The organism is Sporolactobacillus shoreicorticis (assembly GCF_024125445.1).
In the GTDB taxonomy this organism is placed as follows: Bacteria; Bacillota; Bacilli; order Bacillales; family Sporolactobacillaceae; genus Sporolactobacillus; species Sporolactobacillus shoreicorticis.
In genome coordinates this window covers 14270-30395 of sequence record NZ_JAMXWM010000013.1, presented here as the reverse complement: position 1 = coordinate 30395, position 16126 = coordinate 14270, and the positions used below count along the sequence as shown (strand labels likewise).

General features: G+C 42.9%; 19 protein-coding genes and 1 pseudogene. 16 read left to right on the top strand and 4 right to left on the bottom strand.

Going from position 1 to position 16126, the window contains the following annotated elements; genetic code table 11:
* Positions 1–3 precede the first annotated feature (3 nt).
* Positions 4–783: a hypothetical protein gene (locus NIE88_RS11840; RefSeq protein ID WP_253062359.1), complete on the bottom strand. Its 780-nt coding sequence runs from the start codon at positions 781–783 to the stop codon at positions 4–6.
* Between the two features lie 144 nt (positions 784–927).
* On the opposite strand from NIE88_RS11840, the gene NIE88_RS11835 reads away from it, so the two are divergent.
* The gene (locus tag NIE88_RS11835; protein WP_253062358.1) at positions 928–1398 is read left to right on the top strand and encodes an alpha/beta fold hydrolase; all 471 of its coding nucleotides are present in this window, start codon (positions 928–930) and stop codon (positions 1396–1398) included.
* Between the two features lie 553 nt (positions 1399–1951).
* On the opposite strand, the gene NIE88_RS11830 is transcribed toward NIE88_RS11835, so the two are convergent.
* The gene (locus NIE88_RS11830; protein ID WP_253062357.1) at positions 1952–2869 is read right to left on the bottom strand and encodes a GNAT family N-acetyltransferase; all 918 of its coding nucleotides are present in this window, start codon (positions 2867–2869) and stop codon (positions 1952–1954) included.
* Between the two features lie 58 nt (positions 2870–2927).
* Here NIE88_RS11830 and NIE88_RS11825 point away from each other — a divergent pair, with 58 nt between their 5' ends.
* The 8 genes from NIE88_RS11825 (at position 2928) to NIE88_RS11795 (ending at position 8269) form a co-directional block, all read left to right on the top strand.
* On the top strand, positions 2928–3644 hold the full coding sequence (locus NIE88_RS11825) for an aminotransferase-like domain-containing protein (protein ID WP_253062356.1): 717 nt from the start codon (positions 2928–2930) through the stop codon (positions 3642–3644).
* Positions 3623–4273, top strand: a complete 651-nt coding sequence (locus tag NIE88_RS11820; RefSeq protein WP_253062355.1) for an aminotransferase class I/II-fold pyridoxal phosphate-dependent enzyme — start codon at positions 3623–3625, stop codon at positions 4271–4273. Before NIE88_RS11825 ends, NIE88_RS11820 begins: the two co-directional genes overlap by 22 nt.
* A 112-nt stretch (positions 4274–4385) precedes the next feature.
* Positions 4386–4694: a GNAT family N-acetyltransferase gene (locus NIE88_RS11815; RefSeq protein ID WP_253062354.1), complete on the top strand. Its 309-nt coding sequence runs from the start codon at positions 4386–4388 to the stop codon at positions 4692–4694.
* Positions 4695–4917: 223 nt separating this feature from the next.
* The gene (locus NIE88_RS11810) at positions 4918–5364 is read left to right on the top strand and encodes an aminoacyl-tRNA deacylase (RefSeq protein ID WP_253062353.1); all 447 of its coding nucleotides are present in this window, start codon (positions 4918–4920) and stop codon (positions 5362–5364) included.
* 571 nt (positions 5365–5935) lie between these two features.
* A complete protein-coding gene (locus NIE88_RS11805) occupies positions 5936–6565 on the top strand; it encodes a sugar O-acetyltransferase (protein WP_253062352.1) in 630 nt (209 codons plus the stop codon).
* Positions 6566–6672: 107 nt separating this feature from the next.
* Entirely contained in the window at positions 6673–7455 is a 783-nt protein-coding gene (murI, locus tag NIE88_RS11800) for a glutamate racemase (protein WP_253062350.1), read from the top strand.
* Between the two features lie 195 nt (positions 7456–7650).
* A complete protein-coding gene (locus NIE88_RS22430; protein WP_290446444.1) occupies positions 7651–7782 on the top strand; it encodes a hypothetical protein in 132 nt (43 codons plus the stop codon).
* 187 nt (positions 7783–7969) lie between these two features.
* The gene (locus NIE88_RS11795; RefSeq protein WP_253062348.1) at positions 7970–8269 is read left to right on the top strand and encodes a GNAT family N-acetyltransferase; all 300 of its coding nucleotides are present in this window, start codon (positions 7970–7972) and stop codon (positions 8267–8269) included.
* A gap of 24 nt (positions 8270–8293) precedes the next feature.
* Here the strand turns inward: NIE88_RS11795 and NIE88_RS11790 are convergent, their stop codons facing one another.
* Positions 8294–9094 carry an HAD family hydrolase gene (locus NIE88_RS11790; RefSeq protein WP_253062346.1) on the bottom strand — a complete coding sequence of 267 codons (801 nt, stop codon included), beginning with the start codon at positions 9092–9094 and terminating at the stop codon, positions 8294–8296.
* 62 nt (positions 9095–9156) lie between these two features.
* On the opposite strand from NIE88_RS11790, the gene NIE88_RS11785 reads away from it, so the two are divergent.
* From NIE88_RS11785 to NIE88_RS11770, 5 genes and pseudogenes are all read left to right on the top strand, one after another.
* Positions 9157–9600 carry a GNAT family N-acetyltransferase gene (locus NIE88_RS11785; protein ID WP_253062345.1) on the top strand — a complete coding sequence of 148 codons (444 nt, stop codon included), beginning with the start codon at positions 9157–9159 and terminating at the stop codon, positions 9598–9600.
* Between the two features lie 136 nt (positions 9601–9736).
* A pseudogene (locus tag NIE88_RS22805) lies at positions 9737–9997 on the top strand (nucleotidyltransferase family protein); the annotation flags it as partial.
* A 130-nt stretch (positions 9998–10127) separates the two neighbouring features.
* Positions 10128–10724 carry a GNAT family N-acetyltransferase gene (locus tag NIE88_RS11780; RefSeq protein ID WP_253062344.1) on the top strand — a complete coding sequence of 199 codons (597 nt, stop codon included), beginning with the start codon at positions 10128–10130 and terminating at the stop codon, positions 10722–10724.
* Positions 10725–10966: 242 nt separating this feature from the next.
* Positions 10967–11506 (top strand): GNAT family N-acetyltransferase, encoded by a 540-nt coding sequence (locus tag NIE88_RS11775; protein WP_253062343.1) that lies wholly within the window; start codon positions 10967–10969, stop codon positions 11504–11506.
* Complete coding sequence (locus NIE88_RS11770; RefSeq protein ID WP_253062342.1) at positions 11484–11996, top strand: DUF6141 family protein; 513 nt, start codon at positions 11484–11486, stop codon at positions 11994–11996. The genes NIE88_RS11775 and NIE88_RS11770 overlap by 23 nt, the downstream gene beginning before the upstream one ends.
* 65 nt (positions 11997–12061) lie before the next feature.
* Here the strand turns inward: NIE88_RS11770 and NIE88_RS11765 are convergent, their stop codons facing one another.
* Complete coding sequence (locus NIE88_RS11765; RefSeq protein ID WP_253062341.1) at positions 12062–13210, bottom strand: PucR family transcriptional regulator; 1149 nt, start codon at positions 13208–13210, stop codon at positions 12062–12064.
* A gap of 626 nt (positions 13211–13836) precedes the next feature.
* Between NIE88_RS11765 and NIE88_RS11760 the strand changes: the two genes are divergently transcribed.
* Both NIE88_RS11760 and NIE88_RS11755 read left to right on the top strand, forming a co-directional pair.
* Positions 13837–14796 carry a pyridoxal phosphate-dependent aminotransferase gene (locus tag NIE88_RS11760; protein WP_253062340.1) on the top strand — a complete coding sequence of 320 codons (960 nt, stop codon included), beginning with the start codon at positions 13837–13839 and terminating at the stop codon, positions 14794–14796.
* Between the two features lie 102 nt (positions 14797–14898).
* Complete coding sequence (locus NIE88_RS11755) at positions 14899–15876, top strand: NAD(P)-dependent oxidoreductase (RefSeq protein WP_253062339.1); 978 nt, start codon at positions 14899–14901, stop codon at positions 15874–15876.
* The last annotated feature ends 250 nt before the right edge of the window (positions 15877–16126 follow it).

The window sequence follows — 16126 nt, the reverse complement described above, 5'->3', positions numbered from 1 at the left end:
AAGTTATTTTGGGGTTATAAATTTGCTGAATTCCCGCCATCCATTTGTATAGGCGGTGCATGCACCTTTGATTCCGGAACTGGAATAAATGTCTGCCCAGAGAAACATGCCGGCAATGCAGGCGAATTTATTCCAATAAGGACCGGAACAAGCACGAATCAATAGCGCCTGTTGCTGCTTGGAATCCTGTTCGCTAAACGCTTGTTGATAGGTCCGGAATGTACTCTTCTTGTAATGAAGCAGCTCAGGATTGTTCAGGGGCTCCGATGTTGCCAGAAAGTGTGCGAGTCCTTCATCGAAAAGCATATAGCTCAATTTTTCTATGTATGGTTTTGCGTGGGATGCGGGATAGTCCTGATGCAGTAAAATGTGGGCGCATTCATGCGTCATCATCGAGCGAATGATTTCTTGCGCGCGACTTATGCCATATCGCGTAAATCGAATTAAGTCAAAGATGATCACTTCCTCATGGTGCGTATTTTCTCGAACCATTGCTTCGTAAGGCGCAGGGCATCCGACAACCAATTGAATGGTGCAGCTGTTCAGCCGCTCTCTATACTGGGGAAACAACGCATCCCACAATTGCGTATGACAGGGAACAAAATGACGCGCCATGTCCTGTACACCCTGATATAATTCGAAAATTTGCGTCTTTATTGCTTGGGACGGTTCTTCAAACAAATAATTATTTTCTTCGATGTGATGAAAAATCCAATCATCAGCATATTCATTTGAAGGAACCCCATTCAAATATTTTTGAACAATCGTATTATCAATATTCATCGCTCATTCCTCCAATTGATCGTTTAATAAAGTGTAACGCGTATTTTTTGTTTAAGCCTCAATCTCCAGGCGGAAATCCAACGCATAAGAATATAAATTTGCTATAATTAACGAAACAGTTTTAACAATCGGAAGTGTTGCTTAATGTGGATGGTGCGGCATATCATTGCGGGAAACGAAAAAATAAACTATAAAATTAGAGAATTTGGCGATCCATCTGCATCTGAGACGGTGGTGCTTATTCATGGACAGGCATGGACCGGCGAGGTTTGGCGGATGGTTAAGCGATTACAGGGCGTACATAGTATCGTACCGGATATGGCAGGGTGCGGGGACAGTGGATTAAGTACAAGCTATGATTTCACCACATTGTCCGAGCAACTCGTTGACATACTTGATCAACTGCGTGCGAAAAAATTTTGGCTCGTCGGTCATTCATGGGGAGCTTCTTTAGCTCTTCATTTTGCGGATCACTATTCTGAGCGCGTAAAAGGATTGATAAGGGTGACTTTTCCGGTTATATGCATCATAGCGCTTGTTTCGCGTGTAAATGAGGGTAATTTTTCCGCTTATGCAACGCAAAACCCTCCATTTTCACGTTTTTCGATTCGATAAGCAGAATTTCTCCGTTTATTTAAGCGATTTTTTCATTCACTTTCTAATTAAGCGGAATTTTTCCGTCTATTTATCAGAGTTGGCGCTTTGCATGATCGCCCAGCCGATAAGATCGAATTCTCTTGATCCCAGATATAGGAATTCCTTAAACGCATGAGTTAAATTTAAAACGGATTATGCTAATCACTATAAATGGAATTTTATGGTATACACGCTTAAGCAAGCGTAAATAAGCGGGGGTTTTCAACTGTTAGCTTTAACTTTTCACGAGTTAGTTTTAGCTTTTGTTTTTCGCATTCTCAGTTTCGCATTAACTTGTACTATGGCTGGCCTTCATATTTCACAGTCCGTCTTAACCACGCAGTAACCACATATATAGTTTTACAGGAATAAGCGATAAACACATCTTTATTTGTACGGATAAAGGTGTCCATCGCTTTTGAGTAGCCCCTATTTGAAGGAAGCTGTACTGATTGATTTGAGTGTCCGAGGCTGAAAAAACGTACTGAAAGATTTACATTCAAGAGAATTGTTTAGGGGAGTGCCCTGTTGTTTAAAATGATAATGGTAAACGATAATAAGGGATTCTTTTGCATTCTTCAAAACCCAACTTTTGTGCAAGCTTTCTGGAACCGATATTTCCAGAGTTACAGGACCAGACGGGTTCCAAACCATGCTCGAGACAATAATCGATCAATTGGGCACATACGCTTGCGGCAAATCCGGAACCACGATAATCTGCAACTGTCTCAATCCCAATTTCCAGTTTACGATCAATGACAAAGGATGCGAAAGCAGTAGAAGCAGGAATTTTATCATTTAACAGCAACGTAAAGCCTATGCCATACGCTTCAAAATCACGGAAACTATTCCAAAAGTATTTCGGCACGACACTTCCGGCCAACCGGTTGAAAATAAGTTCCGTTGTTGAAACAATTTTTTGATGTTTACTTGGAAGACTTTTCCGGAAACTGAGATACTTTTCTTGCTGAAAGATAAAGTTAATTCTCTGATATTCCAAGACTTTACCTGCTTCCACCACTGATGAATCGCTGTAGGGTTCTTCTGGATCTTTTTTTCTGAGACGATCCGCTAAAAGCGTGTCCATTTTCGAATACAACGCGGCAGGGTATACCTGAAGCCACTCCGCTTTCTTTCTGGTTTTGTGAAAATCGAGCAAGTGAGGTTTCAAGCTTTCATAAAAATCTTCTTTCCCATTCTCTCCAAAAAGCAAATTCATTCCATATGGATGCTGAAGATAAAATGACGCCGGAGAAGCGCTGTCATCGACAAAAACTTTCCCACCCACTTTTCCTTCTAATACGGACATAGCAAATAAACTATTGATATCCGCTGTACGAAGGATCGGAATTAATTCCCGAAACCTCTCTTTTTTTAATTCAATCACCTGGACTCCCCCTTGTATTTCGTTGGCATTAGTATATAATGCACTCATTAATAGTTCAAACATTCGATATTTGATCTGTACTACTACAGACGATGAATTGTAATGGAAATGGGTGGGTTCTATGTCAAAAATGGAATGGGTTAAAGATTATATTCTAAGAGGAATCAAGCAGAAGCGGTTTGTAGAAGGCCAAAAGATTCCGGGATGCAGAGAAATCGCCAAAGTTCTTTCCGTCAATAAAATTACGGTCAATAGGGCCTATAAAGCTCTGGAAGACGAACATTTTCTCTATTGCGTGCCAAGAGGCGGATACTATGTAGTCAAGTCGGACTTTGAAGAGACACCACTATCGAGCATAATCGATTTCCAAACGGTAGCACCTGATCCCACCTTAATTCCCTATCAAGCCTTTGCCCATGCGATGAACCAATCGATCGAAGCGTATAAGAAGAAATTGTTTTCCTATGAATCGCCATTGGGCTTCGCTGAATTGAGAAAAACGCTTCAAGAGAGGCTGATACGGGATGGAATCCATGCTTCAAACGCTCAAATTATGCTTACAAACGGTGCCCAACAGGGAATTCTCCTCGCTCTGAAAGCCATTTTTACAGCTCCGTCGAAGGGAAAGCTTTTAGTAGAATCGCCCACCTATCACGCAGCTCTCGACATGGCTAAGTCGCTAAATATCGATTGCGTGGCCATTCGGCGTGACTCCTCCGGGATCAATCTGAAAGAATTGGAACGCGTTTTTCAAGCAGAGCAGATCAAGGCGTTCTATATCATCCCTAGATTTCATAACCCAACGGATATTCTCTTTTGGAAAATGACAAGAAAATGATCGCGGAGCTTTGCGGTCGCTACCACGTTCTGATGATTGAAGACGACTATCTGGCAGACTTGGGCGTGGACAAACGCTGCCTTCCGCTACACTATTACGACACCAATCAGCTTACCGTTTATATTCGCAGCTTTTCAAAAACATTTCTTCCGGGGATTCGTTTGGGCACGATGGTGTTTTCCGATGCTTTGCGTGACACCGTTATTCAGCAGAAGTATTTGTCTGACATCTGCACTTCCGGCATTGCACAGGGCGCACTGAATTTCTTTTTAACATCGGGGATGTACGATAGGCATGTCCGCAAAGTGAACGCATGCTATCGGCGAAAATTAGTGAAGGCAAAAGCGATTCTGTCACATGCCGATTTGACAGGCTTTTCTTTTCACGTACCCAGACAGGGACTTTTCCTCTGGATTACGCTCCCCATTGAAATTTCAGCTAAACGGATTGCTCAGAAGCTCGCGCAAAAAAATATTATCGTCTCTCGATATGGTATTCTTGATAAAGAGGCGCAAGGCCTTCGTCTCTGCATTGCAGGCGTGCCTGAAAAAGAACTGGATTCATTAGAAACGATGCTAAAAATAATCCGCGAAGAGAAGGCTGAACCGAAGAATGAAAGCTCAACCTAAGAGAGTTCAACCAAATGGCAAAATCCAAACCTACTGTTCGTACAGGTTGTCCTGGTTGTACAAGTGAACTATTTCTAGCAGGAAGAAAGTAGGCAACCAGATGAGGCGAATGATGATATTTCTTGAGACCGAACGGTTAACGATACGTGAATTAAATGCAAACGACACCTTGTTGATTTACAAATATAATTTAGAAAAATCCATGCGGGAAGAATTACCGGATCAGGTGTATGAAACTCAAAATGAAGCCAGGGAAGTAATCAAATGCCTATCTGTCACCTATAAATCCGTTCCCCGGTCTTATCCGCTTGTTTATGGACTCGTTTTGAAGAAAACAAACACCTTGATCGGACATATCGGTTTAAGTGAACAACTAGATGGTGTTGAGATCGGCTATGCAATTGGCATGGAGCATCAGTGAAAAGGGTACGCAACTGAGGCAGTAGGCGCTCTTTCCAGATGGGCAAAATGCAGCCTTAAATTAAATGCCATTTACGGAATTGTGAAAGCGGATAATAAGTGATCACAAAAAGTTTTAAGCAATAATCACTTTATTTTTCATGAAGAGGTAGTGATGAAAAGCTTTGACGGAAACTATTTGAACAGAATTTATATCTATGAGTAACGTACCCGGAGGACTTAAGATGAAAATAAGCGACATGCTCAGCACGACCAAGTATAAATATGAAATCATTCAACATGATCAGCCGATTTTGACTCGAGAAGATGGTTCGAAGTACTTTGGGATTGATGTTGGGCAGACGGCTCCGACGTTAATCATTAAAACAGATAAAGGATTCTTCGCGCTGATTATATCTGGAAGCCGTGAAAAAATTAGTTTTGATCAAATCGCTCGTACGCTCAATTGCAAGCATGCAAAATTAGCGTCACCAAAAGAGGTTCAAAAGGTGACGGGTTTTCATGTGGGAAGTGTTGCTTTAATTGGATTGCATCTCCCTTGCTTGATCGATAAAAGTCTTTTCAAATTTGATTATGTTTACGGCGGAACAGGGAATGCCACGAGTACGTTAAAAATTTCACCGCAAGCGCTGGTGGAATTAAATTCAAGCGTTGATTTCTTGGATTTTTGATCAGAGACGATCACTTTTTATAGTGCATAATGACCCAAAGCAGGTGAGAAATTGAATCATGAAGATATCAGAAAAATTGCCATGAGGCAGCAGCTATTGATCTGAATTGCAAACCGGAAGATTTTGAGAATAAAGGAAACAGGGTGGTCATCTCAAATTTAAATCCGGGAGCAAAAAAGTGCTACAAAACGAAGATGTTTTGTGGTTTAGAGATCATGCTCGATCACATCCACATGATGATTCATTTTCCACCGAGTATGAAGCCATTCTCGGTAGCCCAATCTCCTGGGGTTTAAGCAATATCCTGAAACCAAGCAGGACCTTTGGAGGGAGCAATCTATGGTCACCGAGTTATTTCATGAGTACATTGGGGGCTGTTTCTAAAGAAATTGTGATTCACTATACTGAAAATCAATTAACAGAATACAACAACGGTCCTCCAAGACACTGATTCATCTCGGTGATCAACTTTTTTTGTTAGCGTTCGTTTTAAAATTGATTATACCATTTTACTTTTCCCGATTCGCAATGAAAAGGAAATAATTGAACATACATCGAAGGAGGGGCAGAGATGGATCATAAAGAAAAAATGTTTCGTGGTGATTTATATGATCCAAGCGATGAAGAACTATTAAAACAGCAACAGAAGTGGAATGAATTGCTCTATGACTTTAATCAAACATGGCCATCTGAAACGGCTGAACGTGAGAACCTATTGAAAGCGCTCTTAGCTGAATGTGGCGAGGCCTGTTATGTGGAACCGCCTTTGCGAGCCAATTGGGGATCAAATACTCACTTTGGAAATGCGGTCTATGCCAATTTTAATTTGACACTTGTGGATGATGCACCGATCTATGTTGGAAATGACGTCATGTTCGGCCCTAATGTGACCATTGCTACCGCAGGTCACCCGATTAATCCCAATTTGAGAAGAAGAAAGATGCAATTCAATTTACCGGTTACCATCAGGAATAATGTTTGGATTGGAGCGCAATCTGTCGTGCTGCCCGGAGTCACAATCGGTGAAAATTCTGTAATCGGTGCGGGCAGCGTTGTTACCAAGGATATCCCCGATAATGTGGTAGCCATTGGAAATCCATGTAAGGTTCTCCGTGAAATTGGCGAACGCGATAAAAGATACTATTATAAAAATAGGAAAATTGACAGGAAATTATTTATAGATAATGATGAAAATCATTAATCTTGAACACGTATTAAGAAATTCTGCGATCATCATGGAGAATAATAAATAAAGGTGATACAATAAAACAACGTTAAGATCAAAACTATAAAGAAAAGTGATAATCCATGAATATAGCAGTATTTGATTCCGGTGTTGGTGGCATGACTGTTCTCCATCACATCAGAAAATTGTTGCCTAATGAGAATTTTCTTTTTTATGCGGATACCGCGCATCTTCCCTATGGAGAAAAACCAAAAAATGAATTAAAAAAATATATTTTTGAAGCGGTGGATTTTCTGGTTGCCCATGAGATCAAAGCACTGGTCATCGCTTGCAATACGGCAACAAGTGCGGCGATTGAGGATCTGCGCAAAAGCTATTCGATTCCGATTATCGGTATTGAACCCGCAGTCAAACCGGCGGTGATCGAAACCGAACCGGAAAAAAAGAAAGTGCTTGTCATGGCGACACGGACGACGCTGAAGGAAGAAAAGTATCATCGACTCGTTGAACAGATCGACAAGCACGATATTGTTGATCCGCTACCGATGCCGCAACTGGTGGAGCTTGCTGAAGCGTTTGACTTTGAACCAAATCACGTCATTCCTTATTTAAAAGAGCAGCTGAAACCGTTCGATTTGACTCAATATGGTACGGTTGTACTCGGCTGTACCCATTTTCCGATTTTTAAAGACATTATTGAACAGATCTTCCCGAAAGGAACCCATGTCATTGACGGTGGATTCGGTACGGCGATGAATCTGAAGCGGATACTTGAAAGGCTGCATCAAACCGGCGGAGGAAGCGGAAAAATCACCTTCTATAAATCCGGCGTTCGCGTGGACGATCAGGAAACGCTGGCGCATTACGCGCAGCTGCTAAAAAAATTGGACGATATGCTTAGATAAGCAATGGCCGTTTCCAACGTATATAAGTCTGGAGCTTAGTCGAAAAAGCAATTCACTGGTTTTTAAGGGATTGCTTTTTTTGTAGCTAATTTTTTCCTTATTTGCCAACAAAACGCGAACGCGAATGTGTATAATAAATACATTAACCAATTATTTGACGTTTATGAAAAACGTACGAGGGGAAGTGACCTGTTAATGTTTCAGTTTGCACCATTAATTTCAATTCTTGTTATCTGGGGTATCGTTATCGCCATTGTGTATAAATTAATCAAGAATCTCATTCGCTTCACGATTCAAGAGATTAAAAGGGAACTGAAAGATAAATGACGGAATGAGGAGGCGCATTTTTTGCTTCGTTTTAAGCCTATTGATTTGGAAAGGGATAAGGCCTGTATCACTGCTTTTCGCAGAGATTCGTTTCAACTGAGCTTTAGAACGGACGAGAATTTCCATGCCGACGAATATCTAAGCTGATTGGGGAACAAAGTGAGTCAATTTTCCGACGGGTTTGTCCTTGTTTTCGAGGGGGCGAGCAATTGGGCAGCTGGAACTAAGTATTCGCGAATACGAAGCCAAAAGCATCGGCTATGTTCATCTTTTCTATCTGATTGCGGAAAAAAGGGGCAACGGGTTAGGCCATGAATTTCATCAGTATGCGATGCACCTCTTCAAGCAGCACGGCACCTCCGAATATCATCTCCGCGTCGCGCCAACCAATACACATGCTCAGGCATTCTACGAGAAACAAGGAATGAAAAAATTAAAAACCGAATGTGACGGCAAGGTTTGGCGGATGAAGGGCACCATTGACTAGATCATAAACATGGACGCCTTAATGCTACTGTGCTTCTATAAGCTGCTCAACGATCTGAGCAACACCATCCTCATCATTTGAAGCAGTTGTCATGGAAGCGTATTTCTTTAGGTCGGGCACTGCATTACCCATAGCAACGGAATAACCACATGTTTTGAATAAATCCAGATCATTCCAATCATCACCGAAGGACATGACACTGTCCATTGAAAGGTTCATTTTCTTACAGAGTGCGGCAACAGCATGACTTTTTGAAACATTTTGGGCCATGATTTGCATGAGTTCTTTGCCGTCGGTTTCGACGATGCTCAATCGTTTTTTATCGTTCATGATGTGGCGCTTTACAATGGAGGAACAGTGAAACAGTAAAATTTTATTTGCCAGCAGCTTCTTGAGTTCAGGTGGAGTGACAATGGTTGGCGGGAGGACCATGTGCTTGGCATTCTTTGCAAAAGTCTTGTCGGAAAGTGCATAGAGTATGTCCTCGGACTCAATGGAAATGGAATCTGTTTCGTTGTGAACGCACATCAAATCGATGAGCTCTTCTGAATCCGCACGGGAGATCGTGAAGCTCATTGTTTTTCCATTAGCATCCCTTACATACGCGCCGTTGTAATAAATAGCCGACACGCAATCGAGCAGTTCTTTTGACACCATTGTATGTACAGAACGCGGGGGACGGGCGGTCGCAATGAAAAGCTTAAACCCGGACTGATAACTGCGCATCAGTGCTTTCTGATTTCGTTCGGAGATGATTTTTTGCGCGTTGAGTAGCGTCCCGTCCAGATCAAAGACAAGCGCTTTAATTGATGATAATTGATTCATGTGTCTCCGCCTTTTTGCCTTTCATTATAACATCGGTAGACCGAAAGAAACGAGGAATGTTAATGATTAAATTAGCTGTCATGGACCCCGATTTTTTGCATGACTATACTGAGTTATATATCAATGTTTTCAGGAATGAGCCGTGGAATGAATCATGGACCGATGATGTAGGCTATCAAAGGTTGCTTGATTTGATCCATACACCGAACTTCTTAGGGTACGCGCTCTGGGATCACAACCAATTAATCGGATTCATTGCCGGATACAGCAAAATGAATTTTATGGGAAAGACCTTTTACTTAGCTGAATTTTGTGTCACGACCCAGATACAAGGAAAGGGTTACGGCTCTTGGCTGCTTCATCATCTCGAGCAGAAGTTAACGGAAAAAGGGATTACTTCACTTTTTCTCATTACTGAGAAAATCGGTACAATCAGCGATTTTTACCGTAAAAAGGGTTATTCAATGAATGAAAGTCGAATGGTGATGAGGAAAGAGCTAAAATGAAAGTAAAAAGGTAATTTCATTGAGACTTGAAGATGAAGAAGATAGTCGAACGTTTATTACCAATGATCAGGAATTAATAAAAATTTTGAGCTCGGTTCGTGAATTAAATCTCTCTGATTGCTGAGTATGCGCGGGACTCTTGCGTGCGCGAATGTGGAATTATCAAACTCGATCGTCCCATCAAACACCGGTTCACGATGTCGATGTTGTTTATTTTGAGAATAACGACATTGATTACAATTATGAACTGAAGATACAAGCGCAATTAAAAAAACGAGCTCTGGAGTATAAATAGGAAGTAAAAAATGAAGCAAGAATGCATATGCATAGTTCGGATGCTGATCCGTATGTCTCATCCACAGATGCAATTGGCAAATTTCCTGAAACCGTGAAGTGATCCATCATGCCGATCATTCATTGGATGTCGGCATCGATACGTTTGATACCGCCGGCTCTATCACAGTGCTGGCAAGAGTCATGGAACTTATTCGCAGCACAATAAAAAACGAACAGGAATGAGAAAACAGATGATTTTACTTAATGGAAATCAAATCGTTGTCCGCGATTGGAAATTAGCGGACAAGGATGACTGTATTTTTTGGAGATCGCCGGAACAAGACTGGCAGAAGTTCGATGGACCCTATTATCCTCTAAAAACGAAAGAAGAGATCATTGAATCAGTCGATGAACAATGTGAAAAAATCAGAACGGATTCCTTTGAAATCCCTAGAAAGAATCTCGCCATTGCCGATAAAAAGTCAGATAAACTGATCGGGCAAGTCAGCTGGTACTGGGAAAGCAGGGAGACAAATTGGCTCAGCGCCGGGATCGCGATTTACAACCCGGAATACTGGGGGCATGGACGCGGTTATGAAGCGTTTGGTCTGTGGACCGACTATCTTTTTCAGGCGATGCCGGAAATTGTGCGGGTTGATCTGCGTACATGGTCCGGTAACTTCGGTATGATGAGACTTGCCGAAAAGCTCGGCTACACAAAAGAAGCCTGTTTTCGTAAGGCACGCATTGTTGATGGACAGTACTATGATTCAATCGGTTACGGTGTGCTTAGAGATGAATGGGACGCATGGCATCCGCAGGGGTTTCAGAAAGATTTGGCTGATTGAAGAAGATAAAAGAAACATTCAATTTAATCATTTTTAAGTGGAAAATAAGACCATTATCATATATACGAATGGATGTTCACTGATTGTAATAGAAGAACAATAGAATGATTGCTCAAGGGTGGTCGATGCATAGTTCCCTCATGGAGGAAGGTCGTGTTCTTCTTTAAAAATAAGATGTTGTCTGTATTGTAATCAATTTATGGACTCCGGACAATTGAACAAGCAGAAAGTAGTGATTACTTATGGAAATCAGGCGTGCCTGTCTTTCTGATGTCGGCGGAATAATGGATGTTTGTTCGGAAGGATACCGAAAAACATATGAATCGCTTATTTCTCAGCATGATATCGAAAAAATAATCGCACAATTTTATAATAAAGGCCGAATCAAACGCGAAATTTTAACGATCAACAGAGGCTGGAACGGCTGGTTTGTCGCTGATGATCATGGTAAGGTTGTGGGCGCCGGTGGCGGAGGATTTACTGATGATAAAAAGTCCGAATTATTTGTTCTTTATTTAGATCCGAGCCGTAAACGTGAGGGAATCGGCACGAAATTGCTTGATGCAATCACTGACGATCAAATCAACCATGGTGCAACGGAACAATGGGTTTCTGTGTTTAAAGGAAATACGATGGGCATCTCCTTTTACGAAGCGATGGGATTTGAGTGCCAATGCGAAGGTTCAACGTATGCATTGCCGGAACGTGAAGGATTTGTTTCTTTAAGATACAGACGTTTATTGTGGGGAGGAGCGGACCATGCCGATCGTGTATTACCGTGAAGTTCAGAGAATGACACGGTGGTGGCTCTTGTTAATCATACTTGGTGTTTCTGCGCTGATGTGGTATGAATTCATCGTTCAGACTGTTCTTGGCAAGCCATTTGGAACGAATCCAATGCCTGATCCCATGATGATTGTATTTGTGATTATCTTTGGAATAATCCTTCCAACCTTTTTTATGGCGATGCGCTTAACATGTGCGGTGAAAAAGGATGGTCTTTATGTGCGCGTTTTTCCGTTTCATCTTCATCCGCACTGTTTTGAATGGGGCGAAATAAGCAGCTGCAAAGTCATGACGTATCGACCAATCGTGAGGTTTGGCGGCTGGGGAATTCGAACTGATTTGCGGGGTAATAAAGCGTATACGGTAAGCGGCAATCGGGGAATCGAGATCCTTCTACGATCAGGCAAGGTTATTGTGATCGGCTCCCGTCATGCGGCAACTTTGAAAAAGGCGATGGGGCAGGCGAGAATCGATTCGAGTAAGTAATGGATGCGGAATTTGGTTGCAGCATGCCGGGTAATTCGTCTAAACGCATTCATATGTTTGAAAATTCAGCTAAGTGTTTCCGAAATCAGGCCGACAATTATTTGAAACTCAAAATCATTAGTGCAATGCAGAATGGATTTAATTTTATTCAGACGATAGCGTATGGTATTGGGGTGCTGGGTCAGCTTTTTTGCTGTTTTGTCAATGTGGAACAGGCATCCTGCATAGGCATAAAGGGTTTCCATGAGTCGGGTGTTGTGCCGGCGGTCATAAGCGCTGATCTTTTTGCATAGATCGGTCAAATAAGCATGGGCATATCGGTTTTCAGACAGCGAAAGCATCAAGGTGCGCAAGTGCATCGAACTGTACACTGCCCTTGGGTGATCCTGTTGCGCGCAGCAGCGGTTCGTATAGATACTGCGACGAATGGCGATATCAATTTGACGGATAGGCAGCATTTCGTCATCCACACCGATTTGGTAATCACCGGGACTAAGATTTGATACACTGAGGATGTGCCTCCAGTTCTTCATGATTTCGGAGGATGGCTGCACTTCCTCCGAAAAATAGAGCATCAGGACGCCTTTTTTATAGATAAGAAAGGAGACATCTGACGAGTCAATGAACTGTTTTCCGGAAAAACTGTTGCGATTGAGCCTGTTTTGGAGGGACATTTTATCCTTCGATGAGGGATCGGTCAGGTAAAGCGAGGAAACATAGTGTCGATGATCCGGGCAGCAATGCGACAGGAGCTGCTTTAGTGCCGTTTCGGGTGTTTCGGTATAAATAACCGTATCTACTAGATTTTCAAGGTAACTGATTTTTTCAGAGGAGCGCAGGTAATCAACGATGTTCAGAATGATATCTTCAATGTAGACAGAATCAAAGAAAAAGACGGGAAGGCTGTGCGCTTCTGCCAGTTCCACAACCTCCTTAGGCAGTTCGTGATAATAAATCGACTTGATTGCAATGGCAGCGACTTTGATGGAAATCAGCTTGGAAAATGAAGGGAGGATGCGCTCCGGGTTATCCTTTGCATAGAGCAAGTTTGTGATGACAAAATCGCCTTCATGAAAGTCCGTATAGTTGCCGTCGAACCCCTCGTGATCAAGAATCACCACGTTCGAAATCATGCGATGAATGCCTTTTGCACCTGCATATAAAGTGAAATTAGAAAAAAATTCAAACTGCTGCAAAGAAGCAACGTCCGGCATCCCTATCTCTCCCATAATAATTTTCTGCAAATTGTAACAAAAATATAAGTCGGTGTCAAAAAAGCAAAGTTACAACAAGTACTTCGTTTTAGTCAAGGCAAAAAAATGGAAAATATCAAAAATTTATTTTCTGTTTTGAAAACTAATGAACCTTAGAGCTGTGTGCATCGGCAAAATTGATTTGTAAAAATTACAAAATGAGGGAAAAGTTCTTGTATGAACGGATATAGACAGTACCATCGGGGTTTGATACAAGTAAGAGGAGCAGGGGAGGTTTTATGACATGATCTTTACAAATCATTGCAGAACAAATCATCATAAAACTTCTTTTGTATTTGGATTCTAAAATAACTCCGCGGATTTCGAGACAACGGAAGCTGTCTTAAACTTGTGGTCAGGATGCCGCTCTTAAGCTTTTTCTATCTGTGCTGACCGGATGCCGTCTGAAGATGCGTGAAATCGCGGGTGAAAATTTTTACATGTACCTTGTGATTTTTATACAGAAGACTGAATTTTAAATGACTGAAATTTCGGTTATTTAAAATTGTGAGCTTCAATGCTGCAAACGTTTTGGGCTTTTAATGCATGAATGTTGTTAGCTTACATAACAAATGAGGGGGATCAGTATGAGCTATTTTTTATGTGATGAATTTCAAAATATGGAGCCGTATATTCCCGGTGAACAGCCGAAAGATCGGGCGTATATCAAACTAAACGCCAATGAGTCGTCAATTCCACCGTCCCCACGTGTTTTGGAAGCCGTATCACAAAGCCGGATTCAAGGATTGGGTCACTATTCCGACCCTCACTGCAAGCAGCTGCGCGAGGCAATCGGCGAGACGTACGGAGTCGGAGCGGATCGGGTGTTTGTCGGCAACGGCGCGGACGAGGTGCTCGGCTTCTGCTTCATGAGCTTCTTTTCTCCGCGGATGAAGCTTTGTTTTCCCGATATTACCTATGACTTTTACCGAACCTATGCCAAGACTAACCGTATAGATTTTGAGCAAATTCCACTGGATACTGGCTTTCATGTGAATGTGGAAGATTATATCGCAACCGATCGCGATATTGTGCTGGCGAATCCCAACAATCCGACCGGTTTGACGCTCAGTGTTTCTGATATCGAGCGCATTGTTGCAGACAAACCGAATCGATTGGTGATCATTGATGAGGCGTATGTCGATTACGGCAATGAATCGTGCATTCCGCTAACAGAAAAATATGCCAACCTTATCGTGGTGCAGACCTTCTCCAAGTCGCGCAATCTGGCCGGTGCGCGAATCGGCTTTGCTATTGCGTCAAAAGAAATTATTGACGATATGAATAAAATTAAATTCACATTTAATCCATTTAACATGAGCGAATTCGCTCTTGCGGCAGGTTCGGCGGCCGTGCGGGATACCGCATATTTGGAAAGGTGTGTCCATTCTGTTCTTGCTACGCGCGTTCGTGTACAGAAGGCATTGGAAAAAATGAATTTTTTCGTTGCCAAGCCGCATGCAAACTTTCTTTTTGTCTCGCATCCTTATATTTCAGGCGGAAAACTATGCGGAATGCTGAAGGAGCGGGGCATTCTGGCATTATGACGAGGCGAGGATTCGAGATTATGTTCGCATAACTATTGGGACGGATGAAGAAATGGATATGGTTCTGCAGCAGCTTCATGAAATTCTGCAGGAGGTAAGGGCGTGCGAATCCTGATCAGTGATTACCGAAATGTGATGGTATCGGATTATCGGCTAACAACGTCCGCGATTGCCTCGATTCTGCCCGACGCTCAGGTACAGGTGCTGTCCTATGCAGATGACGCATCTTACTATGCAGCACTGGCAAAGGCGGACGGATTGATTACCGTGTTTCTGCCGTTGGACGCGGCTTTTTTCAGTCGAGCGAAACGGTTACGCTGTGTTTCCGTCAATGCGGTCGGCTATGACTCGGTCGATTTGCAGGCTGCAAAAAAGCATGGGGTAATCATTTGTCACATCAAGGAATATTGCACCGATGAGGTTGCGGAGCACACGATGGCGCTGCTTTTGGCTCTGAATCGCAACCTCAAGTACTACACCGGACAGATTGATCGTGAATTTCGCTGGCAGTATCGCTCAATTCCCGGCGGCAGACCAATAGGGAAACAGACATTGGCGGTGTTCGGTTTCGGCAGGATCGGGCGCAAGGTCGCGGCGCTTGCCCACGGCTTTGGCATGAAGGTGCTCGCGGTCAGTTCGAATGTGACAGCGGAAGAGGCGGCACGCTGCAACGTACATGCTTCGACAGCGCAGGAAGCCTTTGCGGAAGCGGACGTCATTTCCAACCACATGAACCTGACGGCGGACAATGTTCACTTTTTTGATTCTGCCGCCTTCGCGCAGATGAAGCGCAGGCCTTTGTTTCTCAATGTCGGACGTGGCGGCTGTGTGGACGAAGCGGCTCTGGTGGAAGCATTGGACAGCGGCAAGATTCGCGGCGCGGGACTGGATGTTCTCGCTGAAGAAAAACCGCGTCTGGCCGGGCACCCGCTGCTTGGGCGTGATAACGTCATTATCACACCGCACAGCGCGTTTTACTCGCAGGATTCGTTGGAAAAACTGCAGACCATCAGCGGCAGGAATCTGGCGTATTGCCTCAGCGAACAACCGGAAAAGGCGCAAAAAGTCGTCGTAAACTAGGCGGGAATGTAGCGAAGGATACAGGATCAGCGCAAAGCGACCGATGTCCTTCGGGAACGGATCTTATCCGCTCTGAGTCAAGGTGTTCGCTCCATATGTCCTGTTGATTCGTGGTTCAAAAGCCTAATGATGTTTCATAATAGCAAAAAATAACCACCCCTGAGCGAACGTCTATTAAACGTCTATTAATGGGGAGGTTATTTTTTTATCGAAACATATATTTTTGTGGGCATGCTGTTGCAATCGACCG